This is a genomic window from Ruegeria sp. BHSB058, assembly GCF_059613285.1.
This window is the reverse complement of sequence record NZ_JBXWSF010000010.1, coordinates 50,171-73,550: the sequence shown is the minus strand read 5'-3', so window position 1 is coordinate 73,550 and position 23,380 is coordinate 50,171. Positions and strand designations below refer to the sequence as shown.

The following is a 23,380-nucleotide window of genomic DNA, read 5'->3' as shown; positions in this document are numbered from 1 at the left end:
TGTTCGCGCTGTGCGCGATCTACAAGAACGGTCTCGTAGGGCTGGCCCATCTCTTCCAATACCAGGCGAATGATCAGCGAGGCATTGTCGGGGGCATAGTGCAGGCGATAAGGCATCTTCATCGACGGCAACTTACAGGCGCACGAGGCCGGAGAAACAGCTGATTCCGACGTTTCCCATCGGAAACGCGCATTTCGGCGACATCTTTTGTCAATCGGACCGGGCCGACTTGTGTGCGACACAGACAAAATGCGTGATCGCAAAGAAAAACCGCCCCTGTTCGGCAAGGTTTTCCTGTTCCCGGGCCCAGGCAAGGGCACGGTTTTCCGGCATCGCTCCGGTCTGGGTCGCATAGGCCGTCATCAGTCGAATCATCATGTTCGCCAACCCATCAGGTCTCAGGTCGGTGTCGCAGATCGTGTGGGGCCGTATGACATCGACGGCAAAACCGCATTCCCTCAATTGTGGCGGCAGATGAGCGGGCACATCCAACTGTGCCAGATGCCCGTCCCAGATGCGGGTCATACGGCCCATCCGTTCAGGATCGTCGCTATGCCAGGCAAGCGTGTCCCAATGCATGTCTCCGATCACCAAACGCCCACCCGGTCGCAACACGCGGTGAAGCTCGCGCAGAGCAGGACGCATATCGGTGAGGTATTCGAAGACCTGAACCGAGACCGCCTTGTCGAACTGCCCATCGCCAAACGGCAGCGCTTCGGCGGCGCCTTCGATGAGGTCCACATTGTCCAGTCCGGCGCAACGGTCGCGCGCGGAACTCAACATATCCTGGCTCTGATCCAGGCCGGTAACGTTTCCGTTTGGCCCAACCGCCCGGGAAAGTTCCATCGTCATCAAACCGTTACCGCAACCGAGATCGAGGATGCGGTCATCGGGTTTCGGTGACACGGCGTCAAAGCTCTCACGCCGCCTGCGAGAGACATCAGCCCCAAGATAGGCGTCATCCAGAATTCGGGCCGTGGCCTCGTCAAATTGCAACATGCGCGTTTCCCCAAGGGTAACCTAGCAAAAATTAGGGCTCCGAGCGAGCAAAGCAGGACAAGCCCCCTCGCACCGCCGCAACTCTTTGCCTATAAGGGCGCAAATTACGCTTTTGGAGTTGCTGCCATGACCAGTGAATTGCCGCCCATCGACAAGGCCAAACTCGTCGCTGCAAGGCGCGCCGCCGAGATGGTCGAGGATGGAATGCGCGTTGGGTTGGGAACCGGATCAACCGCCGCCTGGCTGGTGCGTTGCCTGGGCGAAATGGTGCGCGAGGAAGGTTTGCGGATCAAGGGCGTGCCGACCTCGACCCGGACGGCGCAGCTGGCCCGCGAGGTGGGGATCGAGGTGGTTTCGCTGGATCAGGCCGGTTGGCTGGATCTGACCATCGACGGGGCAGATGAATTCGATGGCGACCTGAATCTGATCAAGGGCGGCGGCGGCGCGCTGCTGCAGGAAAAGATCGTGGCCACGGCCAGCGACCAGATGGTGGTGATCGCCGATGCTGGCAAAGAGGTCGAGGCGCTGGGCGCGTTTCCCCTGCCGGTCGAGGTCATCCCGTTTGGATGGCAGACAACCCGCTCGCTGATCGAGGAAACCTTGGTGGCGATGGATGTTCTGGGTCGTTCGACCTCGCTGCGAATGACTGGCCAGGCGCCGTTCATCACGGACGAGGGCAACCACATTCTGGACCTGCATCTGCAGCGTATCGGAAATGCACGGCAATTGGCGCTGGTTCTGAACCAAATCCCGGGCGTGGTTGAAAACGGGCTTTTCATTGATATCTGTGACAGGGTCGTGATCGGCTATGGCGATGGCCGGGTCGATGTGCGTGACATCAATGAAGGCACGATTGAGCGGGATCGGATGGACTTTGCAGAGACTGAAAACCTGTTTTCCGATCTTGCGGATTAGGGGCGATATCCATGAGTTTTGACTATGACCTGTTCGTCATTGGCGGCGGCTCGGGCGGGGTGCGTGCGGCACGCGTGGCGGCGGGCGAGACCGGGGCCAGAGTGGCACTGGCCGAGGAAGACCGTTACGGCGGCACCTGCGTGATCCGGGGCTGTGTACCCAAGAAACTGATGGTTTTTGCCAGCGAATACTCCGCCATGGTTGAAGATGCGCAATCCTATGGCTGGAACATTCAGGCCGGTGCCTTTGACTGGAACGCCTTTCACAACAAGCTGGTGGCCGAACTGGATCGGCTGGAAGGCGTCTATCGCAACATTCTGAAGAACAACGGCGTCGAAAGCTTCGATCAGCGTGCCCGCCTGATCGACCCGCACACGGTCGAACTGGCCGACGGCACCCGCAAGACTGCCAAGCATATCCTGATCGCCACGGGCGGTCGCCCGGTGGTGCCCGAATTTCCGGGCTCGGATCTGGCAATCACATCAAACGAGATTTTCCATCTGGAAAAACTGCCGGAAAGCATCCTGATCGTTGGTGGTGGTTATATCGCCTGCGAGTTTGCCGGGATCATGAACGGGATGGGGGTCAAGACAACGCAATTCTATCGCGGTGCGCAGATTCTGCGCGGGTTCGACGACGAAGCGCGCGGGCTGATCTGCGAAGAAATGTGCCAGAACGGTGTTGACGTTCACTTGGGCACCAATGTGATCGAGATGGCGAAGGATGGCGATGGGATCCGGGTCAAAGCCACCAATGGCACCGAACAGACCTTCGATGTGGTGATGTACGCTACGGGCCGCGCGCCCAATGCCGATGATCTGGGCCTCGAAGCGTTGGGTGTCGAACGCGGCCGCAAGGGCGAGATCGTGGTCGACGAATATAGTCAGACGGCGGTTCCTTCGATCTATGCCATCGGGGACGTGACTGACCGGGTCAACCTGACTCCGGTGGCGATCCGCGAGGGCATGGCCTTTGTCGAAACCGTGTTCAAGGGTAATCCCACGCCGGTCGATCATGAACTGATTCCGACCGCGATCTTCACCCAGCCCGAGATGGGCACCGTGGGCCTGAGCGAGGAAGAGGCGGCGGCGCAGGAGCCGATTGAGGTCTATGCAACATCGTTCAAGCCGATGCAGCAATCCTTTGCCGGGCGATCGCAGCGGGTTCTGATGAAACTCATCGTGTCCAAGGCAACGCGAAAAGTTCTGGGCTGTCATATCGTGGCTCCGGGCGCGGGCGAGATGATCCAGCTTGCGGGGATCGCCGTAAAGATGGGCGCGACAAAAGAAGATTTCGACCGGACCGTGGCCGTTCACCCGGTCATGGCCGAGGAACTGGTCACGATGCGGCATCCTGTGCGCAGTGCTTGATTTGCACGCGCGCGCATACACGTTACAAGGGACGCCGTGATCACACGGGCCAAAACAAGGGAAAGATAACATATGGCGGGCAACAGCGGTGGCCCCTGGGGGGGCGGAGGCTCCTCGGGTGGCGGAGGAAATCGAGGCAACAACGGTGGCGGGCGACGCCCGCCCGAAGGCGATGGCCCGCAGATCCCCGAGATCGACGAGCTGATGAAAAAAGGCCAGGAGCAGCTGCGCGTGTTGATGGGCGGGCGCGGCGGCGGTGGCCGTGGCGGCAGCGGCAAGGGTGGTGGCGGTGGCGGTGGTCCCGCCCTGACCAAGGGAACGGTTCTGCTGGGCGCTCTTGTGGCGCTTGGCCTATGGGGATTTGCAAGCGCCTATACGGTCAAGCCCGAAGAACAGTCGGTCGAGTTGCTGTTTGGCAAGTTTTCGGGCATCGGCACCGAAGGTCTGAACTTTGCGCCATGGCCGGTGGTCACGGCCGAGGTGATCCCTGTCAAGGTGGAACAGACCGAAACCATCGGTTCCGGCGGTCGCGGCATCGAAGCGGGTCTGATGCTTACCGGGGATGAAAACATCGTCGATATCGATTTTCAGGTGGTCTGGAACATCAACGACCCGGCCGCTTATCTGTTCAATCTGCGCGATCCCCGACAGACCATTCAGGCGGTGTCTGAATCGGCCATGCGCGAGATCATCGCACAATCCGATCTGGCGCCGATTCTCAACCGTGACCGTGCGATCATCGCCGAACGGTTGGAGGAGCTGATTCAGTTGACCCTCGACAGTTACAATTCGGGCATCAATATCGTCCGCGTGAACTTTGACGGCGCCGATCCGCCAGAGCCGGTCAAGGACGCCTTCCGCGAAGTGCAATCGGCGGGGCAGGAGCGTGACCGGCTTGAGAAACAGGCCGATGCCTATGCCAACCGGGTTCTGGCCGGTGCGCGCGGTGAAGCCGCCCAGGTGCTGGAAGAAGCCGAAGGGTATCGCGCCCGCGTCGTCAACGAGGCGCAGGGTGAGGCCAGCCGCTTCAGCGCGGTTTTGGAGGAATACGCCAAGGCACCCGATGTGACCCGAAAGCGCCTCTATCTGGAGCGGATGGAGCAGGTTCTGGGTGATGTGGACAAGATCATCCTCGACGAGAATATAAGCGGACAGGGGCAGGGAGTTGTGCCTTACCTGCCGCTCAACGAGCTGCGTCGCAGCACCGGCGAGGGGAATTAAGTGATGCGAAAATCAACCTTCATACTTCCCGTTCTGGTGATCGCTGTCGTTCTGGTTCTGTCTTCGATCTTCATCGTGGACGAGCGCCAAAAGGCGCTGGTGCTGCAATTCGGTCGGGTGATCGATGTCAAGGAAGAACCGGGGCTGGCCTTCAAGATCCCGCTCATTCAGGAAGTTGTTCGCTATGACGACCGGATCCTGAGCCGCGAGGTCGGACCGCTTGAAGTCACGCCGCTCGACGACCGTCGCCTGGTGGTCGATGCCTTTGCCAGGTATCGCATTGCTGATGTGCGCCAATTCCGTCAGGCGGTTGGTGCCGGCGGCATTGCCACTGCGGAATCGCGTCTCGATTCGATCCTGCGGGCCAAGACGCGCGAGGTTCTGGGTTCGGTCAGTTCGAACGATATCCTGAGTTCAGACCGTGCCGCACTGATGCTACGCATTCGAAACGGTGCCATTTTTGAGGCGCAGGATCTGGGTCTCGAAGTGATCGACGTGCGTTTGAAACGCACCGACTTGCCACAGGCCAACCTGGAAGCCACCTTTGCCCGGATGCGCGCCGAGCGTGAACGCGAAGCTGCCGACGAAGTGGCGCGCGGTGAAGAAGCAGCGCAGCGTATTCGCGCGCAGGCAGATCGGACTGTGGTGGAACTGGTCTCGGATGCGCGCCGCGAATCTGAAATCATCCGTGGTGAGGCCGACGCAGAGCGCAACGGCATTTTTGCCGAAGCTTATGGAAAGGACCCGGAATTCTTCGAGTTTTACCGCTCCCTGTCGGCCTATGAACGCGCCTTGCAAGGTGGCAACAGCTCGATGGTTCTGAGCCCGGATTCGGAGTTCTTCAACTATCTGAAATCGCCCACCGGTAAGGCCGTTCAGTAATGGGCATGGTCCTTCTGGCCCTTGGGCTGGTGTTGATTGTCGAGGGGCTGGCCTATGCGCTGGCCCCTTCGCTTATCGAGCGAATGCTAGAGATGCTGCGCACGTTGCCGGAAAGCGCACGCCGAAATGTCGGTCTGCTATGTGTCGTTACGGGGTTCATTCTGCTGTGGGCCGCGCAACAGATCGGGTACTGAGACCCGCCCAACCTGGGTAAAGGTGAACGGTTGGCTGATAATGGCTCAACTGGCGGTGATTTCCTTGCTTTCCCGAGTTGCGGGCGGAAACAAACTGACTACATTGGACAGTAAGAACGGGCTGCCCATGGGGCGGCCGGATAAAGCGGTGACAAGGAGACCTCCAGTGCAGGCGAAAGCACGCAGTATTTCCCTTAGGAAAGACGATACCCTGATCAAGGTCAGACTCATGTGGCTGGCGTTCCTGGCGACGCTCCTTGTGCTGGCGCAGGCGGTATCGGCGCTGGCAAAACAGGAAAGCCTGGCACCACTGGCCGATCTGGTGAGCCCGGCGGTCGTCAACATCACCACCACCACCCTGATCGAAAGTCAGACCGGCCCGCAGGGCATCGTGCCCGAAGGCTCTCCTTTCGAGGATTTCTTTCGTGAGTTCCAGGACCGCAATGGCGATAACGGTAACCGCCCACGCCGCAGCAATGCTCTGGGATCTGGGTTCGTGATCTCCGAGGATGGCTATATTGTCACCAACAACCACGTAATTGCCGAGGCCGACGAGATTCTGATCGAGTTCTTTCCCGGCGATGGTCAGCCGCCGCAGGACCTTCCTGCAAAGGTGATTGGAACAGACGAGAAAACCGATATCGCCTTGTTGAAGGTCGAGGCGAAAGGCCCCTTGAAGTTTGTCAAGTTCGGTGACAGCGACACCGCCCGCGTAGGTGATTGGGTGGTGGCGATGGGTAATCCGCTGGGGCAGGGCTTTTCCGTGTCCGCGGGGATTGTCTCGGCCCGAAACCGGGCGCTCAGCGGTTCCTATGACGACTACATCCAGACCGATGCGGCGATCAACCGTGGCAATTCGGGTGGGCCGCTCTTCAACATGGACGGCGAGGTGATCGGCGTGAACACTGCGATCCTGTCGCCCAATGGTGGTTCAATCGGGATTGGGTTTTCCATGGCGTCCAACGTGGTGGTCAAGGTGGTCGACCAGTTGCGCGAATTCGGTGAAACCCGGCGCGGCTGGCTGGGCGTGCGCATTCAGGACGTGACCGAGGACATGGCGGAAGCGATGGGGCTGGACAAGCCCGGCGGCGCGCTGATCAGCGATGTGCCGGACGGTCCCGCGAAAGAAGCCGGATTGCTGGCAGGGGACGTGATCGTCAATTTCGATGGCGTCGAGGTCGAGGATACTCGGGCGCTGGTTCGGCAGGTAGGCGAAACGACTGTTGGAAAATCCGTTCGCGTTGTGGTGTATCGCGATGGTGCGACCCAGACTGTTCTGGTGACGCTCGGCCGCCGCGAGGATGCCGAACGTCAGGAAAACGGAGAGTCCTCATCCTCCGAAGCGCCATCGTCTGTCGAGGAGAAAGATATTCTCGGGCTAACCGTGATGCCCTTGACGGACAAGATGCGTGAGGATCTGGGACTTGATGCGGACGCATCAGGACTTGTGGTGACCAATGTTGACGATGCGTCGGAAGCTTTTGAAAAAGGATTGCGAGCAGGTGACCTGATCACCGAGGCCGGACAGCAGAAAGTCACGTCGCTTGCCGATCTGGACGCGCGGATCGACGAAGCAAAAGAGGCGGGGCGCAAGTCCCTGCTGCTTCTGGTGCGTCGTGGTGGTGAGCCCAGATTCGTGGCGCTGAGCCTCGCCGACTGATCGCTTTATAGTTTAGAAAACGGCCGGGTTTTGCCCGGCCCTTTTTGTGTCGTCTCCCGATCTGGGAAAAGCGCAAAAGGAAAGAGCCATATGCCGAAGCATATGGCTCTGTTACAGGGAGAGACCGGTACGGACAGACATTGGGGATGATCTTCCGGTCTCGGTACGGTAACCATAATCTGTATATGCTGGGCATGATTTTCCGTATGTGAACCGGATCACACCGTACGGCGAAAAATCAAATTAGATCGGATTCCGCCAGATCGCCAAGCGCCTCGAAATCCCGGATGCGTAATCCGCCGCGGGTTGCCTCGACAATGCCTTCTTTCTTCCAGCTGGACAGAGTTTTTGAGACCGCCTCGCGCGTGGCGCCCACGAATTCGGCCAACTCGCTTTGCGACAGGGCGAGCATTTTGTTGGGGTCGTTCTGCAGATGGGCGAGATGCTGCAGTTTGCGGGCCAGTCGGATAGGCATCGGCAAGAACACCTGTTCGTTCAGCTGAGAATTCATCCAACGCATGCGAAGACCCGCAAGACGGATCATGTCCACCGCAAGTTCGGGATGTGTCTTGATTTGATCCAGCACATCACTGCTGCGCACGCGCAGAACCCGCGACGGTTCAGCCGCCGACACGGTCGCTGTGCGAGGGCCGGGATCGAACAGGGCGATCTCGCCGAACACCTCGCCTGGCCGCATAAGATCCAGGGTCAGCTTGCGCCCGTTCATCGACAGGTAGGAAACTTCGAGTGTACCAGAGAGAATGGCGTAAAGTGCATCGCCGTCGTCGCCCTGCTCGAACAGGATATCGCCCCGGTCAAGAACGATTTCCGATGCCTGGGCCGAAAGCATCGCCTTGAGCCGATCAGACGCGTCGGACAGAAACCCGGTGTCAGGAAATGCTGTCATGAAAGGGACTTGCCCCCTGTGTGAGTGAGTGTGGTCAGCTATTTTTCACAGGTTTGGCCGTAAACCAAGTGTTTTATCCGACGGGGAGGTGTTCCTCACCATCGCGTGATGACGCCGTAAGGGTGGCGCCTCAATTGCTGTCCGGGTCGTCCATATAATTCTGCAACAGGTTGAACTGCATCATCAGAAACGCCATCAGGGCCAGCGGAAAGCCAAAGGTTTCGATCTTTACCCAAAGGTCGGTCGACATGGTGCGCCAGACCAGTTCGTTGGCAATGGCCAGACCGGCAAAACCTGCGCACAGACGGCGGGTCAGGATCATCCAGCCTTCGGTGCGCATGGGGATCATCTCGTTGAGGATATAAGCCAGGTAGGATTTTCCCTGCAAAAGACCGATGCCCAACGTGGCCGAGAAAAAACCGTAGACCAGTGTCGTCTTCATTTTGAAGAATCGCTCGTCATTGAACCAAGCGGTCAGCCCGCCAAAGAAGATCACCATGAAAGCGGTAAATATCTGCATCCGGCTGAGCTTGCCGGTGAGATACCAAAGTACACCCATTGCGGCCAACATCAGTGGCACGAACAGTATGGTGGCAACGATAAAGCCGGAATACTCGGTCCCGCCGATCAGGAAACTGTCATCCCGCAGGCGCAGATAGATGAAAAAGAACGCCAGAGGCGGCCCTAGTTCCAGCACCTGTTTCAAAAGCGGGTTGATGTCTTTTTTCTCTGCCATTGCCAGTCCTGTTGCTCAGCCACCCATCTCAACTATCACAGCGCCCGCGGCAATCAATGCCATCAGGGCAATTCGACGAGGTCCAACTGTCTCTTTCAGGACCAGCCAGCCGATCAACGCTGCAAAAACAGTGGAAGTCTCCCGCAATACCGCCGCCTCGCCCACCTTGTCGAGCCTGGTGGCCAGCATGATCGCTCCGAATGACAAAAACGCGATGATACCGCCTGCAAAGCCGCGCAGCATCAAGGGGCCGGGGGCGGGGCGGTGGATCATCGCGCGCCACCTGAGAAAGGAGTAGATCGGCATGGTGCATCCGTCGATCATGAAGAACCAGGCCAGGAAAGTGAACGGGTCGGCGGTCGCGCGGATGCCATAGGCGTCGTAGGTGGTGTAAAGCGCCACGAAAAGACCTGTAGTAACCGCCAGAGCCAGTGCCACGGCCAACGTCTCGCGGTTGGTCTCAAGATAGCGCAGGTTATAGGCGGCAAGCCCGAAGATGCCCGAAAGCAGCACCGCGACTCCCAGCCATTGCAGCGGCGAAAACACTTCGCCGAACAACAAATAGGCACCGATCACCGTAAACAGCGGCCCGGTGCCCCGCACCACCGGGTAGACCACGGTATAAGATCCCTTGGTATAGGCCATCGCCTGAAAGACCTTGTAGAGAATGTGGATGAACCAGGCCGTGGCAAAGATCGGCCACATGTGCGGCTCGGGCCAGGGCACGACGAAAAACGCAAATGGTGCCGCCATGAGGCAATAGGAGGCGTCGATCGCCCCACGTGACAGCCACGGGTCGTGGCGGCCTTTTTGAAGCGCGCCGAACACCGCATGCAAAAAGGCAGCCATCAGCGCCAGCCCAAGGGCCAGTTGATGACCGGCTTCGGTGCCTTCGAGTGAGATGAGCCAATCGCTCAAACGTTGACCTTTCGCAGGGCGGTATGGCCGGGGGCTGCCTGCCCCCGGACCCCCGGGAGTATTTTCAAAAAGATGAAGTTCAGGTCCGGGCGAGGCCGGTCAGCGCGGCGGCGAAATCTTCGGGGTCAAACGGCGAGAGGTCGTCGATCTGTTCTCCGACCCCGATGGCGTGGATTGGAAGGCCAAACTTGTCGGCCAGCGCCACCAGAACGCCGCCCTTGGCGGTACCGTCGAGCTTGGTCATCACCAGCCCCGAGACATCCGCGAGTTTCTGGAAGGTTTCGACCTGGCTCAACGCATTCTGGCCGGTGGTGGCGTCAAGCACCAGCAGCGTATTGTGAGGGGCGGTGTCGTCCTTTTTGCGGATCACTCGAACGATCTTGGCCAGTTCCTCCATCAGGTCGGCGCGGTTCTGCAACCGGCCCGCGGTGTCGATCATCAGAAGGTCGGCGCCGTCCTCCTGTGCCTTTGTCATCGCGTCGAAGGCGAGGCTGGCAGGGTCGGAGCCTTCGGGCGCGGTCAGGACCGGCACACCGGCGCGTTCGCCCCAGACCTGGAGCTGTTCCACGGCGGCGGCGCGGAAAGTGTCGCCGGCGGCGATCACCACCTTCTTTCCGGCGGATTTGAACTGGCTGGCGAGCTTGCCTATGGTGGTGGTCTTGCCCGATCCGTTGACGCCCACCACCAGAACCACCTGCGGGCGTTTCGGATAGATCGGCATGGGTCGCGCCACCGGCTCCATGATGCGGGTAACCTCTTGGGCAAGCAGCATCTTGATTTCATGGGTCGAAAGCTTTTTCCCGAACCGCCCTTCGGCCATATTGGCGGTGACGCGCAGGGCGGTATCGACGCCCATATCCGAAGCGATCAACAGCTCTTCGAGCTGTTCCAGCATGTCGTCGTCAAGCGTGCGGCGTACCACCGTGCGGTCTGAGCCGCGCGAAAACAGTCGGCTCAGCAGCCCCTTTTGCGTCTCGGGCGCCGGGTCCTCGGGCGGCGGCGGCGCGGGGACAGGATCGGCGGGCATCGGCGCGGGCGTTTCGACCGGTTGCGGTATGGGGGCAGGTTCCGGCACTTCGGGAACCGGTTGCTGCTCAGGCTCAGGCTCGGGTTCGGGGATCACCGGGTCGGGCGTTTCTTCGCCGCCGTCCTCGACAATCGCGTCCAGCCCCTGTTCGAGCCGCGAGGAGGATTTGAACAGCCGGTCCTTGAGCTTGGATAAAAACGCCATCTTTGGTCTCCGCAGGTGTTCCTTTCACCTAATGCGGATTGGCGGCGGTTGCAAAGGGTCAGACGAAGGCTGTGACAAATCCGGCCTGTGCCCCCCAGTAGAGCGGCCAGACCAGATAGGGCGTTGCCTTCAGCGCCGGGTGATCCTTGGGCAGCAGGAACTTTTCCGTGGCCAGAATGAGGTCCGAGGCAATGAAGGCCAGCGCGGCGGGCAGGGCCAGGCGCAGGGCACCGGTGTCAGGCAGGGCCAGAACGGTGATGCCCATGCCGAGGATGATCGGGATATAGGCCAGAACCGGACCCTTCAGGTCACCTGCACGGGGGGCAAGCAGGGTGGCCATTACGATACCCAGCAGCACCAGCGTCCAGACGATGCCGGGGCTGTTCATGATCCGGGCCACGTCGGTTGCAGGATGGGTCAGGAAAAGCGCGATATAGGCCAGATGCCCGGCTGCAAAAGCGCCGATACCGGTCATGAAAGTCGCATCCGTTTCGCGCGACAGCAAGGCATCACCCAGTGCACAAAGCGCAAGCGCCGCGATCAGCAGCTGAGGTGCGCCAAGGATCAGGGCCAACAGTGCCAGCCCCGCCACCGAGGCGGTCTTGAGGACGGTTCGGGCACCGCTCGCGGGGTTGGTTGTCATCGGCAGATAGACCAACGCACAGGCGGCGGCGATCCAGAACAGGAGGTGCGGCATGTATGTGTTCCTCGTCGTTCCGGTCAGAGAGGCAAATCCCGGCGCGCGGTTCAACCGGAAAGAGCGGGGGTGACGCGAAGTTATTCGGGTCGATCAGTGTCGATTTTGCGCAGTGTGCCGCGTCGTGAAGGGTTATCAGCGGTAAATTGGTGCAACGGTTTATGTTTGTGCAACGAAGTCTGACTTGGACTGTTTTGAGCCCATTTTGACAGATGCTGCGCGCCGCTCCAATGAACGCTTTCAGTCCGTCGGGTACTTGGCAATCAGGTGATTGACCGTGTCTGATTTCGCAATCCAGGTCACTTCATGCGCGGTGCTTTTCAGTTCCCTGTCAGGGCGCAACGACCTGTGCCTTGGTCGAGAGAGATGGCGTGTGCCGAGTCTTCGGCAATATCGATCCAGTTCTGTTCTCCATGAATCAGGCGCATGACCATTGCTCCCTCAAAGAGAACGACCAGTGTAGCGGCAAGCTTCTCGGGATTCGGATTGCCGACCCTGGACAATGCCTTGGTCAGGGAGTTCTGCAAAATGGTTTTTTGCGCAATCGCGGCTTGCCTGACGGGGTGTCCAGGCGCCCACGCGAGTTCCATCGCCGCGCGGCTGAAGCCCGACCCTCTCCAATCCGGAGAGCTCGACCATTTGCGCAGTTCACCGAATATGGTGCGGATCACGTCCTTTGTTGTCTTGGGCTTGGACCGGAACCATCGCTGGATGTTTCGTTCCGCAAGCTCAACTTGTGCCAACATCACCTCGGCAATCAAATCGTCTTTCGACGGAAAGTGATTGTAGAGAGTTCGCTTCGTGACCCCTGCCGCCTTCGCAATAGCGTCGACACTCGATCGTTCATAGCCTTCACGATAGAAGGCGGCAAATGCGTACTTCAGGATACGTTCGCGGGTTTCAAAGGAGTCTCTGGGCATGCTCCAAAGTATACCGATGAGTAAACCTAAAACACCAACAATTCTGGCATCCTCAAGTCATCGCGAGGCGGCTCTCCCAGGTTCAGTCATGGATGGTCCTTAGAACCGCCTATTGAAGCAAGGTTCTTTCAATGGTCCGTTCAGCCGCAATCATCATCTGTCTTCTTGTTCTTGGTGACGTGATTTCCGAGCAATATTCTCTTCCTTTTCCCGGAGCGGCCCTCGGGTTGGCCATGCTCACGATGATATTCACCGTGTGGGGCGGGCCGGACCCAGGATCCGAAGAGCTGTTTGACTTTGCCGCTCCGTACTTTCCCCTGTTCTTTGTGCCCGCGGCTGTCGGTGTGGTGGCAAGCCTCGATATGCTGTTCGCGTCATGGGTTTACATTGCCATCGCAATCGTTGCCGGAACGGCGGCGACACTTGTTGCAACTGGAATTGTCTTCCAATGTCTTCTCAGACGTGTCGTCGGGGAGGCACGCGTATGACCGAGCTTCTGGACCTGGCCCTTGCTCAACCGCTGTTTGCAATCGGCATTACAATCGCTGCATACGGTGCCGCCGACGCGCTTTGGCAAGTTTCTGGGCGCTCGGCGTTTCTGAACCCGGTTCTGGTCGCCACATGCCTCGTCGCGGCAGTCCTGCTCGTGCTTGAAATACCCTACGGCAACTACCTCCAGAAAGCGGAGCCAATAGATGCGACTCTCTCGCTCCTGATCGTCCTTCTGGCGGTTCCGCTCTTTCGCCAGTTCGGTCTGATCCGGCAGGCTGGTTTGCCTATAGGTATAGCGCTGTTGACGGGTTCGCTCGTCGCTCTTGCAAGCGCTCTGATCTACCCGATCTTCGACGATGCAGGAGATATATTACTCGCGACATTGGCCCCCAAGTCCGCGACGACGGCGGTCGCTGTCGAGATCGTCGTCAAACAAGGCGGCATTCCCGGTCTCACTGCGGTCATTGTGATCTCGACAGGTATCTTCGGCGCTGCGTTCGGGCCATCTATTCTGGATGCCTGCCGGATCACCGACGACCGTGCGAAAGGCTTCGCGCTTGGGGTAGCTTCGCATGCAATCGGCACAGCGCGTGCTTTCCAGATGTCCGAAACGGCCGGGGCATTTGCAAGTCTTGGTATGATCCTGAACGCCCTTCTTACCATGCTGCTCGTCCCGCTTGCGCTGGAGATTGCAGCACAATAGGTAATGACGCTATCGCATCACCCACGACATCATTCACACGGGTCTGTCGTGGGTCAGGAAGCCGAAACTCGTACTGCCGCAGCGAAAGTTCACTTCGTCCGGCAAAACGAACCTACCCATCCCCTCGCACCAATAGATCCAGCATGCCCGAGATATCCTCGACCTCCTCGGCGATCACGTGGGTTACCGAATGCGCCCGTTGCATCCGGCCCGTCACCCGCAGCAGCCGCCCCGAGATGACCGCGCGGCGGAACTGTTCATAGATCTTGCGCCAGACCACTATATTCACCACGCCGGTCTCGTCCTCGAGCGTAACAAAGATGACGCCCTTGGCCGTGCCCGGTCGCTGCCGCAGGATCACCAGCCCCGCCACCGTCACCCGCGCGCCTTCGGGCGGGTCGTCCAGCCGGGCAGCGGGCAGACAGGCAGGCGGGCGCGGCCAGTCATGGGCAAGGGACGCCTTGGAAGCGGATAGAACGATCATGGGAACAAAAATAGAACATGTGCAAGGAAAGTCCAGACGCGCCGCGAGGGGTCGCAAATGAGGGTGGAAACGTCTAAAGGGCTTGACTAAGGAAGGTTCGGAACATCGCAGAAGGAAGACGCGAGCAATGGCAAAGATCACCTATATCGAGCATGGCGGCACCGAGCACACCGTCGAGGTCGCCAACGGGCTGACCGTGATGGAAGGCGCCCGCGACAACAATATCCCGGGCATCGAAGCCGATTGCGGCGGCGCCTGCGCCTGTTCGACCTGTCACGTCTATGTTCATCCCGACTGGGTCGAGAAGATTCCGGCCAAGGACGACATGGAAGAGGACATGCTGGATTTTGCCTATGAACCCGATCCGGCCCGTTCGCGCCTGACCTGCCAGATCAAGGTCACCGACGCGCTGGACGGTCTGGTCGTGCAGATGCCGGAAAAGCAGATCTGATGCGCATTTCGGCCGCAGCAGCGATTCTGGCGCTGTGGCCGTTTTTGCCTGCACAGGCGCAGGTCATCTCGGACGCCACGTATACCCTGCCTACCACGGCCTATCCGCACGGTGTTCTGGGCGACAACCAGGAATGGGGTGCCATTCAAGTCACGGTCAAGCGACAGCGAGGATCCGAAGGATCGCTCCTGACCGGCCATCTGAGCGTGACATACGAAATCGATGCTCAGCCGGAAACGGTTTTCGAAGATATCGAACCGCGCCTTTGGGACGTGACCGGCGATGGTGAACCCGAAGTGGTCGTCGTCGAAAGCCATCAGAACTACGGCGCGCGCCTGCTGATCATAGGGCTGAGCAACGGAAAACCCGACTATCTGGCGGCAACGCCAAATATCGGTACCCGCTTTCGCTGGCTCGCCCCAATCGGCGCCGCCGACCTGGACGGCGACGGACATGTCGAGATCGCCTATATCGACCGTCCTCACCTGGCCAAAACCCTGCGCATCTGGCGTTATCGCGACGGTATGCTGGAAGAGGTCGCCAGCCTGCCCGGCCTCACCAATCACCGCATCGGCGAGGATTTCATTTCAGGCGGGTTGCGCGATTGCGGGTCTGGCCCAGAGATGATCCTGGCCGATGCAGGCTGGCAGCGAATTATCTCGGTCCGCCACGATGGTGATTGGGTGCGCGATGATCTTGCTCCCTTCAGCAAGGCCAATATCAACCGCGCAATAAGCTGCAAGTAACCCAATTCACAGTCTCCGACCTTGTGTTGCACTATCGTTTCGGCAACCGTGGGGCAGGTCAGTTGCCAACTGCTCCTGGCCAATGGGTCACGTGCGCATTTCGGTCGACAGGAAGGAAAATCCGATGCCGGCGAAACTCTCACGATAGTGAAGACACGTTACAGTGGCTTATGTTACCTTTTGCTTGGTTGGATCGTCAGAATGAAAAAAAGCGCCAGACATCCATATGTAAGTTTCAGTTCGATCTGCCTGATTTCCGGGTTGGCGATATCTACTGCGGTTGCGCAGTCTGAAAGTCAGGATGCCCATCTCGCAATCGAAAACCCGGCAGAGCTGTCCAAGGACGAGGCGGAACAGGTTTATCTGGGCCTCATGAAGCGCATGGAAATGGGATACGGCGCTTCGCGACTCGACATTATCGAGAACTATCAGAGGTGGCCCAAATACAATGACGCACCCTTCGTGTCCGCGACACATGGACAACGGTTTGTAAACAGCTACGCCAACGAGATCGCGGGCGACTACGGGACGCTGACAAGCGGTGAGGCGCTGCCTGCCGGGTCGGTACTGGCTAAAGACAGCATGACCGTCACCACCGAAGACCGCATTTTCCCCGGTGCGCTGTTCGTCATGGAAAAACTGCCCAAAGGCGAAAGCCCTGCGACAGGGGACTGGAGATATGTCATGGTGATGCCGGATGGATCGCTGTTTGGCGACACCACGGGTGACCGCAGTGCCGCTGTGGCTTACTGCCACGATTGCCACATATCGGTGGCGGATCGCGATTTCACCTTCTTTGTTCCAGAAGAATACCGGGTTGGAAATCAACCCTGACCGCTAGGCCCAAGGCCTATGGCGCATCTTTGATACGACGTCAGGGCGCGCGAGCCTGCCGCTGGCGGCTCAGAGCGCCCGCCAGCCGATATCGCGTCGATAAAACCCTTCGGGCCAGTCAATCGCCCCTGCCATGGCATAAGCACGGTCTCGGGCTTCCTGCAGCGACGACCCGCGCGCGGTCACGTTCAACACACGACCCCCGGTTGCCGTAACGGCGCCATCCTTTTCGGTCGTTCCGGCGTGAAAAACCATGTTCATGCTGTCTTCGGGCAGATCCTCCAACCCTCGGATCACCGTGCCTTTCTCGTAAGAACCCGGATAGCCTTCGGCCGCCAACACTATGGTGAGCGCGTGATCGTCTCCCCAGTTCACCCGAGCCTGGGCCAATCGTCCCTCGGCGGCCGCGTGCATCAGGTCCATCGCCTGCGCCCCCAGCCGCATCATCAGCACCTGGCATTCCGGGTCGCCAAAGCGGACGTTGTATTCCACCAGTTTCGGCTGGCCGTCCTTGATCATCAAACCGGCATAGAGAATACCCTGAAACGGCATGCCCCGGCGGGCCATTTCGGCCATGGTCGGGCGCACGATCTCTTCCATCGCACGGGCCTCGACCTCGGCACTCAGGACCGGAGCAGGGGAATATGCACCCATGCCGCCGGTGTTCGGGCCGGTATCACCGTCGCCGACGCGCTTGTGATCCTGCGCGGTGCCGATGGACAGGATGTCGGCGCCGTCGCACAGCACAAAGAGCGAGGCTTCCTCGCCCTCCATGAACTCTTCGATCACCACTTCGGCGCCGGCGCCGCCAAAGGCGCCGCCCAGCATGTCCTCGACCGCCGCGACAGCCGTGTCCTCATCCATCGCCACGATCACGCCCTTGCCGGCGGCCAGCCCGTCGGCCTTGACCACGATCGGCGCGCCCTGCTGGTGGATATAGGCAACGGCAGGTTCAACCTGCGTGAACCGGGCATAGGCTGCGGTGGGCGCGCCCGCCGCATCGCAGATCTCCTTGGTAAAGCTTTTCGACGCCTCCAGCCGCGCCGCCGCCTCGGAAGGGCCAAAGACCAGAATGCCCGCCTCGCGCAGCCGGTCGGCAACACCCACGGCCAGCGGTGCCTCGGGACCCACTATGACGAAATCGATGGCGTTCTCCTCGGCAAAGCTCACCACCGCACCGCCATCCATGATGTCCAGCGTGGCACAATCGGCGATCTTCGCGATCCCCGCATTGCCGGGCGCCACGATCAGCTTGTCGCATTTGGGGTTTTGCATCACCGCCCAGGCCAGCGCATGTTCGCGCCCGCCGCTGCCAAGAATGAGGATGTTCATAAGACGCGCTCCGCTCTGCCTGACCCTGTCCCGCGCCTTCTAGGGCGAACCTTCGTGCGAAACAACCCGGACCGAAGCGCACACCCGGTCGCTCGGGACGCGCCAGCGCCAAAGACGGCGGCAACGTCACACGATCCCGGAGATGAGCACCCGCAGGGTGGGCAGTCTGCCCACCGCACCTCTCCTGTTTCCCCGGTGTCCATCGTCGCCCCATGACCCCAAGACAGCAGGCCCTTAACCCGCTAACCTGGACCCAGGCACACATAGAGGACCCACCATGCAGAAACTCGCCGCACCGATCGTTCTGGTATATTTTCTTTCATCTTTCGCCTCTGCCGATCCCGCCACTGAATGCGGCGGCGGCAGCCAGGTCGAGACCGGCGCCTGCGTGGCGGACACGCTGGACCGGGTCGATGCGAGTGTCGAGCTCTATCTCGGCTTCGCCATGGCCGCCGCGCAAGAGCTGGACGATGTGACCGGCCGCAAGGTCGCCACCCCGGCACTGACCGCCTCGCAAGACGCCTGGGCGAGCTATCGCGATGCCCATTGCGCGTATGTCGGCGCAACCTTCGGCGGTGGCTCGGGGACCGGCATCGGGATCAACTCCTGCCGGATCGAACTTGGCCGCGACCGTGCCAGCGACCTGATGCGCTACACCCAATAACCCCAGAGGACAGGCCCCGCAGGGTGGGCAGTCTGCCCACCTCCGATCCTTCCGATATCGCCACCATCGCCGCCAGCAACCGATGTACAAAACGGTCAATCCCCCTCCGTGCCCCAGTACAAAACGGTCAAAACGCCTCTGTCTCGGGATCCGCTTGGCCTTCTCCGCCGACCCGTCTAATCTGGCCCGACAGGCAAATCAGGACACTGACATGGACCTTCTCGACGACCCCCAACCGGGCCAAAACATGCCCGAATTCACCGTCTCCGAGATCTCGGGCGAGGTGAAGCGCGCGCTGGAAAGCAGCTTTGGCCGCATCCGGGTACGGGGCGAGGTCGGGCGCGTATTTCAGGCCCGCTCGGGACATCTTTATTACGACATCAAGGACGACCGCAACGTACTGGCCTGCACCACATGGAAAGGGCAGGTCGCCAGCCTTTCGGTGGTCCCCGAAGAGGGTCTCGAGGTTGTCGTGACCGGCCGCCTGACCGCCTTTGGCGCCCAGTCGAAATACAACCTCAACGTCGACGAGGTCGCCGTCGCGGGCCAGGGTGCGCTGATGGCACTTTTGGAAAAGCGCAAGAAAACCCTTGAATCCGAAGGGCTGTTCGCACCCGAGCGCAAGAAGCCGCTGCCCTATCTGCCGAACATCATCGGGGTGATCACTTCGCCGCAGGGGGCGGTGATCCGCGACATCCTGCACCGGCTGCGTGACCGGTTTCCACGCAAGGTGCTGATCTGGCCGGTCGCGGTGCAGGGTGCCAACTGCGCCCCCGAGGTTGCTCGCGCCATCAAGGGGTTCAACCAACTGGGGTCCGGCGGCGCGTTGCCTCGGCCCGATCTTATCATTGTGGCCCGTGGCGGTGGATCGATCGAAGACCTTTGGGGCTTCAACGAGGAAATCGTCGCCCGCGCCGCCGCTGCGTCGGACATCCCGCTGATCTCGGCGGTTGGGCATGAAACCGACACCACCCTGATCGACTATGTTTCGGATCGCCGCGCGCCGACCCCCACCGCAGCCGCCGAATTGGCGGTTCCCGTGCGGATGGAGCTTTTGGCCTGGACTGGCGAGCAGGGCGCCCGCCTGTCGCGCGCGACAACGGACGGGGTACAGCGCCGCGCTCAAAGGCTGCGGGACCTGTCGCGCGCACTACCGCGTGCGGATACGTTGCTGGACACCCCCCGCCAGCGGCTGGATCAGGTGTCGGAACGCCTGCCCAATGCCCTGATACGGGGGGTGCAGAACCGGCGCGTCAAGCTGCTGGACATGTCGGCGCACCTGCGGCCATCCACGCTGCGCAATTTCGTCTCGTCACGCCGTGACCGGTGGCACAACCTTGCATCGCGCCTGTCGCTGCGCCCCATCGAACGCGAACTCAAAAGCCGCCGCGATGACCTGACTCGCTTGTCCGACCGCCTGAACACGGCGCAGAAAACCCGCATCGATCGGTTGCGCCAAACGCTCGACGCCACTGACCGGCTACGCGAAACCCTTAGCTACAAGGCCACGCTCGGGCGCGGATATGCGGTCGTACGCGCCGATGGGGACGTGGTCGCAACCCAGGCCGAGGCCGCACGGCACAGCGTTCTGGAAATCGAATTTGCGGATGGCCGCATGACAACCGGAGCGTCGCCTGTCAAACCGTCGGCGCGAAAACCCAAGCCGGACGCGCCCGATCAGGGCAGCTTGTTCTAGTCTGATGTTGACGATCTGGGGCCGCAGGACTTCTTCGAACGTGCAGGCCCTGATGTGGTGTGTGGGCGAACTTGGCCTCACTTTTGAACGTCATGATCTCGGGCATCGGTTCGGCGGCCTCGACGCCGACAGTTTCACTGCACTGAATCCAAACCGCACCATCCCGGTACTGAAGGATGGCGAAGGTATGCCGATCTGGGAAACCGGAGCGATCCTCCGTTATCTTGCCGCCAAATACGGGAACGAGACCTTCTGGCCCAGTGACCCGTTGCGCAGAGCGACCATCGACCAATGGGCCGAATGGGCCAAAATCAACGTCGCGATGGCGTTTACCGTTCCTGTTTTCTGGCGCGTCGTACGCACGAACAGGAACGACCGAGACCCGGACGCCATTCAGACCGCTGTCCGAACCGTCGAAAAGAAACTGGTCATCGCCGAACATCAGTTGGCCAGCAACGCGTTTCTCGGCGGCGAATCCCTGACACTGGCGGATATCCAGTTCGGCCATGTCCTTTACCGCTACTACGATATTGAAATTGACCGCGCTGATTTACCAAATCTAAAGCGCTACTATCGCGATCTGACGTTGCGGCCTGCCTATCGCGAGCATGTAATGATCAGCTACGACGACTTGCGCGCAACTTGACAAGGCGCGTCAAACCCCGACATCCGGCCCGTAACAGATCATTTCCTCGCCGATATCCTCGGCTTCATACAGTTCGGTCGCCTCGGGATCGCCTTCGAACCGGGCGATCAGGCCGCCGGAGGATTGAGAGAATTCCCAACATTGCGGGTCCAGGCGGTCTTCGTAAACGAAACAGATCTGGCGGCCCTGTTCGTACCAGATGCCTTCCTTGCAATTGCCATCAAGAAACGACCAGATGACACGGCGATTGGGCAAATACTCCTCGACCCCGTAAGCCACGCCGTCAAAGCCATAAAACAGCGTCTTGCCGCGGGTATAGGCGTCGAATTCCTCGGCGGACATCGGCTCCGCCGCCGGGGCTACTTGACCAAAGACCAGCAAGGGAATCACGAAACGCAACAGCATGACCGAATTGTGTCAGATCGCGTAGGTGATCGCTACTCGCAAAGGCGTGGGGTGGGCGGGCTATCGCCTGAACAGAACACTTTGCGCCTGCTTGTCGCGATGATCGGTGCGCAATTCGATATGCAAGTCCCGGCCCGCCTGCACAGCGGGCCGCGCGCCCACGGTTTCCAGCCAACGGGCGAAATGGGGCTTGTCTTCCAACGTCTGCTGTTGACCTTCCCACAGGCTCGCCCAGCCCCAGATGGACATGTCGGCGATGGAATAGAAATCGCCCGCCACGAATTCATTCCTGGCCAGACGCCGGTCCAGCACTCCATAAAGCCGCGCGACCTCGGCTCGGTAGCGGTCCTTGGCATAGGGCAGGTCCTGCGGCGGATCGAGATAGGGGGCGTATTTCAGGAAGTGATGCGCCTGACCCGCCATCGGGCCAACGCCGCCCATCTGCCACATCAGCCATTCCTCGACCGCGATCCGGTCACGCTGTGTCCTTCCATAGAATCGCCCGGTCTTGCGCGCCAGGTACATCAGGATCGCACCGCTTTCGAAGATCGACACCGGTTCGCCATCCGGCCCATCCGGATCGGTGATCGCGGGCATCCGGTTGTTGGGCGCGATTTTTAGAAATTCAGAGTCGAACTGGCCGCCCGCGCGGATGTCGATCAGGTTGACATTGTATGGCAGCCCCATCTCTTCCAGCGCGATGGAGATTTTCCAGCCGTTGGGCGTGGGCCAATAGTATAGCTCGATCGGGTCCGCCATCGTCTCCTCCGGGTTAACGGGAGGATGATGAGCTTTTGCCGAAGAACGGCAAGTGGCAAAAGAACAGGTGACAGAACCGTGAGCGCAGTCCGCATCGGACTTGACGCATGCGCAGATCAGGCGTTATGGCATCGCATCGAACAACGTGGCGATTTGTTACCGGATTGCGGGCCACGCTAAACAACACCGCTAAAAGGTCAGGATGAAAGACCCCTTTCGCTTGGCCGCGTCTGGGGTTTTTTGTTTGCCTCTGCCCGAGGCTGAAAGGAATGAGATGAGCGAGAGCTGGAACAAACGCACCCAAGCCGTGCATGGCGGTATTCGCCGCAGTCAGTACAACGAAGTGAGCGAGGCGATCTTCCTCACACAAGGCTTCGTTTATGAGAACGCCGAACAGGCCGAGGCCCGGTTCATCGAATGCGGACCTGACGAGTTCATCTATGCCCGCTACGGCAACCCTACAGTGTCGATGTTCGAACAGCGCATCGCGGCGCTGGAAGGGGCCGAGGATGCCTTTGCCACCGCCTCGGGCATGGCTGCGGTCAACGGTGCGCTGACCTCGATGCTGAAGGCCGGGGATCACATAGTTTCGGCCAAGGCGCTCTTTGGGTCGTGTCTCTATATCGTCGAGAATATTCTGACCCGCTTCGGTGTCGAGGTCAGCTTTGTAGACGGCACCGATCTGGAACAGTGGAAAGTGGCGATCCGTCCTGACACCAAGGCGGTGTTTTTCGAATCCATGTCGAACCCGACGCTCGAGGTGATCGATATCGCCGGCGTGGCCGAACTGGCTCATGCGGCCGGTGCGGTCGTGATCGTCGACAACGTATTCTCGACCCCGGTTTATTCCCGCGCCATCGAGCAGGGCGCGGATGTCGTCATCTATTCCGCGACCAAGCACATCGACGGGCAGGGGCGGGCGCTGGGCGGTGTGATCATCGGCACCCGCGAGTTCATACGCGGCACGGTCGAACCTTATCTGAAACATACCGGTGGAGCGCTCAGCCCGTTCAATGCGTGGATCATGCTCAAGGGGCTGGAGACCATGGCGCTGCGGGTGAACGCACAGGCCGAGACTGCGCAGAAACTGGCCGAGGCGCTGGAAGGGCACCCGGCGCTGGAACGGACGCTTTATCCTGGCCTGAAAACCCACGCGCAAAACGCACTGGTCCAAAGCCAGTTGGGCGGCAAGGGCGGCACCGTCCTCTCGCTCGACATCAAGGGCGGCAAGGCTGCGGCGTTCCGGTTCCTCAACGCGTTGACCATCCCGGTGATCTCGAACAATCTGGGCGACGCCAAATCCATTGCCACCCACCCGGCGACAACGACGCACCAGAGGTTGAGCGACGCGCAGCGCGACGAGTTGGGCATCACCCCCGGCCTGATCCGTTTTTCGGTTGGGTTGGAGGACGCCGACGATTTGCTGGCGGATCTGCAACAGGCGCTCGACGCTGCGCAATAGCGGGCGGGTCACGGTGACAGAATTTTCGCGGTTCGCGCACGGGACCTGTTTGGCCT

At 60.1% G+C, this 23,380-nt stretch carries 27 protein-coding genes and 1 riboswitch; of the genes, 15 read left to right on the top strand and 12 right to left on the bottom strand.

Annotation, left to right across the window (positions count from 1 at the left end; all coding sequences use genetic code 11):
* Together AC2FNB_RS04520 and AC2FNB_RS04515 are read right to left on the bottom strand one after the other, a co-directional pair.
* Nucleotides 1–122: thioredoxin domain-containing protein (locus tag AC2FNB_RS04520; protein WP_496744743.1), on the bottom strand; the 122-nt coding region annotated here is incomplete at its 3' end.
* Nucleotides 123–210: 88 nt separating this feature from the next.
* On the bottom strand, nucleotides 211–999 hold the full coding sequence (locus AC2FNB_RS04515) for a methyltransferase domain-containing protein (protein ID WP_496744740.1): 789 nt from the start codon (nucleotides 997–999) through the stop codon (nucleotides 211–213).
* Between the two features lie 126 nt (nucleotides 1,000–1,125).
* Between AC2FNB_RS04515 and rpiA the strand changes: the two genes are divergently transcribed.
* The 6 genes from rpiA to AC2FNB_RS04485 all read left to right on the top strand — a co-directional run bounded on the left by rpiA (nucleotide 1,126) and on the right by AC2FNB_RS04485 (nucleotide 7,241).
* A complete protein-coding gene (rpiA, locus tag AC2FNB_RS04510) occupies nucleotides 1,126–1,914 on the top strand; it encodes a ribose-5-phosphate isomerase RpiA (RefSeq protein ID WP_496744738.1) in 789 nt (262 codons plus the stop codon).
* Nucleotides 1,915–1,925: 11 nt separating this feature from the next.
* Nucleotides 1,926–3,284, top strand: a complete 1,359-nt coding sequence (gor, locus tag AC2FNB_RS04505; RefSeq protein WP_496744736.1) for a glutathione-disulfide reductase — start codon at nucleotides 1,926–1,928, stop codon at nucleotides 3,282–3,284.
* Between the two features lie 72 nt (nucleotides 3,285–3,356).
* Nucleotides 3,357–4,505, top strand: coding sequence for an FtsH protease activity modulator HflK (gene hflK, locus AC2FNB_RS04500; protein ID WP_480748193.1), 1,149 nt, complete (start codon nucleotides 3,357–3,359; stop codon nucleotides 4,503–4,505).
* Nucleotides 4,506–4,508: 3 nt separating this feature from the next.
* A complete protein-coding gene (gene hflC, locus AC2FNB_RS04495) occupies nucleotides 4,509–5,387 on the top strand; it encodes a protease modulator HflC (RefSeq protein WP_480748194.1) in 879 nt (292 codons plus the stop codon).
* The gene (locus tag AC2FNB_RS04490) at nucleotides 5,387–5,581 is read left to right on the top strand and encodes a DUF2065 domain-containing protein (protein ID WP_480748195.1); all 195 of its coding nucleotides are present in this window, start codon (nucleotides 5,387–5,389) and stop codon (nucleotides 5,579–5,581) included. The genes hflC and AC2FNB_RS04490 overlap by 1 nt, the downstream gene beginning before the upstream one ends.
* Nucleotides 5,582–5,810: 229 nt before the next feature.
* Nucleotides 5,811–7,241 carry a Do family serine endopeptidase gene (locus tag AC2FNB_RS04485; RefSeq protein ID WP_496744741.1) on the top strand — a complete coding sequence of 477 codons (1,431 nt, stop codon included), beginning with the start codon at nucleotides 5,811–5,813 and terminating at the stop codon, nucleotides 7,239–7,241.
* 238 nt (nucleotides 7,242–7,479) lie between these two features.
* On the opposite strand, the gene AC2FNB_RS04480 is transcribed toward AC2FNB_RS04485, so the two are convergent.
* The 6 genes from AC2FNB_RS04480 to AC2FNB_RS04455 form a co-directional block, all read right to left on the bottom strand.
* Nucleotides 7,480–8,148, bottom strand: coding sequence for a Crp/Fnr family transcriptional regulator (locus AC2FNB_RS04480; RefSeq protein WP_480748196.1), 669 nt, complete (start codon nucleotides 8,146–8,148; stop codon nucleotides 7,480–7,482).
* Nucleotides 8,149–8,278: 130 nt separating this feature from the next.
* Nucleotides 8,279–8,884 (bottom strand): inner membrane-spanning protein YciB, encoded by a 606-nt coding sequence (locus AC2FNB_RS04475; RefSeq protein WP_480748197.1) that lies wholly within the window; start codon nucleotides 8,882–8,884, stop codon nucleotides 8,279–8,281.
* Nucleotides 8,885–8,899: 15 nt separating this feature from the next.
* The gene (locus AC2FNB_RS04470; RefSeq protein ID WP_496744735.1) at nucleotides 8,900–9,802 is read right to left on the bottom strand and encodes an EamA family transporter; all 903 of its coding nucleotides are present in this window, start codon (nucleotides 9,800–9,802) and stop codon (nucleotides 8,900–8,902) included.
* 79 nt (nucleotides 9,803–9,881) lie between these two features.
* Complete coding sequence (gene ftsY / locus AC2FNB_RS04465) at nucleotides 9,882–11,033, bottom strand: signal recognition particle-docking protein FtsY (protein WP_496744734.1); 1,152 nt, start codon at nucleotides 11,031–11,033, stop codon at nucleotides 9,882–9,884.
* A gap of 58 nt (nucleotides 11,034–11,091) precedes the next feature.
* Nucleotides 11,092–11,730: a lysoplasmalogenase family protein gene (locus tag AC2FNB_RS04460; RefSeq protein WP_480748200.1), complete on the bottom strand. Its 639-nt coding sequence runs from the start codon at nucleotides 11,728–11,730 to the stop codon at nucleotides 11,092–11,094.
* Nucleotides 11,731–12,050: 320 nt separating this feature from the next.
* Complete coding sequence (locus AC2FNB_RS04455; RefSeq protein ID WP_496744733.1) at nucleotides 12,051–12,650, bottom strand: TetR/AcrR family transcriptional regulator; 600 nt, start codon at nucleotides 12,648–12,650, stop codon at nucleotides 12,051–12,053.
* A 131-nt stretch (nucleotides 12,651–12,781) separates the two neighbouring features.
* Here AC2FNB_RS04455 and AC2FNB_RS04450 point away from each other — a divergent pair, with 131 nt between their 5' ends.
* Nucleotides 12,782–13,138, top strand: a complete 357-nt coding sequence (locus AC2FNB_RS04450; protein ID WP_496744732.1) for a CidA/LrgA family protein — start codon at nucleotides 12,782–12,784, stop codon at nucleotides 13,136–13,138.
* Entirely contained in the window at nucleotides 13,135–13,845 is a 711-nt protein-coding gene (locus tag AC2FNB_RS04445) for an LrgB family protein (protein WP_496744731.1), read from the top strand. The genes AC2FNB_RS04450 and AC2FNB_RS04445 overlap by 4 nt, the downstream gene beginning before the upstream one ends.
* A 112-nt stretch (nucleotides 13,846–13,957) precedes the next feature.
* Here the strand turns inward: AC2FNB_RS04445 and AC2FNB_RS04440 are convergent, their stop codons facing one another.
* Nucleotides 13,958–14,329 (bottom strand): OB-fold nucleic acid binding domain-containing protein, encoded by a 372-nt coding sequence (locus tag AC2FNB_RS04440; RefSeq protein ID WP_496744729.1) that lies wholly within the window; start codon nucleotides 14,327–14,329, stop codon nucleotides 13,958–13,960.
* 127 nt (nucleotides 14,330–14,456) lie between these two features.
* Between AC2FNB_RS04440 and AC2FNB_RS04435 the strand changes: the two genes are divergently transcribed.
* The 3 genes from AC2FNB_RS04435 (at nucleotide 14,457) to AC2FNB_RS04425 (ending at nucleotide 16,360) form a co-directional block, all read left to right on the top strand.
* The gene (locus AC2FNB_RS04435) at nucleotides 14,457–14,780 is read left to right on the top strand and encodes a 2Fe-2S iron-sulfur cluster-binding protein (RefSeq protein WP_496744727.1); all 324 of its coding nucleotides are present in this window, start codon (nucleotides 14,457–14,459) and stop codon (nucleotides 14,778–14,780) included.
* Entirely contained in the window at nucleotides 14,780–15,526 is a 747-nt protein-coding gene (locus AC2FNB_RS04430; RefSeq protein ID WP_496744725.1) for an FG-GAP repeat domain-containing protein, read from the top strand. The genes AC2FNB_RS04435 and AC2FNB_RS04430 overlap by 1 nt, the downstream gene beginning before the upstream one ends.
* Before the next feature lie 201 nt (nucleotides 15,527–15,727).
* Nucleotides 15,728–16,360: a cytochrome P460 family protein gene (locus tag AC2FNB_RS04425; protein WP_496744723.1), complete on the top strand. Its 633-nt coding sequence runs from the start codon at nucleotides 15,728–15,730 to the stop codon at nucleotides 16,358–16,360.
* A gap of 69 nt (nucleotides 16,361–16,429) precedes the next feature.
* Here AC2FNB_RS04425 and purD read toward each other — a convergent pair whose 3' ends face one another.
* Nucleotides 16,430–17,692: a phosphoribosylamine--glycine ligase gene (gene purD / locus AC2FNB_RS04420; RefSeq protein WP_496744722.1), complete on the bottom strand. Its 1,263-nt coding sequence runs from the start codon at nucleotides 17,690–17,692 to the stop codon at nucleotides 16,430–16,432.
* Nucleotides 17,693–17,969: 277 nt separating this feature from the next.
* Between purD and AC2FNB_RS04415 the strand changes: the two genes are divergently transcribed.
* The 3 genes from AC2FNB_RS04415 to AC2FNB_RS04405 all read left to right on the top strand — a co-directional run bounded on the left by AC2FNB_RS04415 (nucleotide 17,970) and on the right by AC2FNB_RS04405 (nucleotide 20,698).
* Nucleotides 17,970–18,356, top strand: a complete 387-nt coding sequence (locus AC2FNB_RS04415; protein WP_480748209.1) for a lysozyme inhibitor LprI family protein — start codon at nucleotides 17,970–17,972, stop codon at nucleotides 18,354–18,356.
* A gap of 211 nt (nucleotides 18,357–18,567) precedes the next feature.
* The gene (gene xseA, locus AC2FNB_RS04410) at nucleotides 18,568–20,052 is read left to right on the top strand and encodes an exodeoxyribonuclease VII large subunit (protein ID WP_496744720.1); all 1,485 of its coding nucleotides are present in this window, start codon (nucleotides 18,568–18,570) and stop codon (nucleotides 20,050–20,052) included.
* A gap of 4 nt (nucleotides 20,053–20,056) precedes the next feature.
* Nucleotides 20,057–20,698: a glutathione S-transferase family protein gene (locus tag AC2FNB_RS04405; protein ID WP_480748211.1), complete on the top strand. Its 642-nt coding sequence runs from the start codon at nucleotides 20,057–20,059 to the stop codon at nucleotides 20,696–20,698.
* A gap of 9 nt (nucleotides 20,699–20,707) precedes the next feature.
* On the opposite strand, the gene AC2FNB_RS04400 is transcribed toward AC2FNB_RS04405, so the two are convergent.
* Both AC2FNB_RS04400 and AC2FNB_RS04395 read right to left on the bottom strand, forming a co-directional pair.
* On the bottom strand, nucleotides 20,708–21,103 hold the full coding sequence (locus AC2FNB_RS04400) for a hypothetical protein (protein ID WP_480748212.1): 396 nt from the start codon (nucleotides 21,101–21,103) through the stop codon (nucleotides 20,708–20,710).
* A gap of 60 nt (nucleotides 21,104–21,163) precedes the next feature.
* Nucleotides 21,164–21,862, bottom strand: coding sequence for a glutathione S-transferase N-terminal domain-containing protein (locus AC2FNB_RS04395; RefSeq protein WP_496744717.1), 699 nt, complete (start codon nucleotides 21,860–21,862; stop codon nucleotides 21,164–21,166).
* A 135-nt stretch (nucleotides 21,863–21,997) separates the two neighbouring features.
* A riboswitch (SAM riboswitch) is annotated at nucleotides 21,998–22,075 on the top strand.
* A gap of 61 nt (nucleotides 22,076–22,136) precedes the next feature.
* Between AC2FNB_RS04395 and metZ the strand changes: the two genes are divergently transcribed.
* A complete protein-coding gene (gene metZ / locus AC2FNB_RS04390; protein WP_496744715.1) occupies nucleotides 22,137–23,324 on the top strand; it encodes an O-succinylhomoserine sulfhydrylase in 1,188 nt (395 codons plus the stop codon).
* Nucleotides 23,325–23,380: the final 56 nt, after the last annotated feature.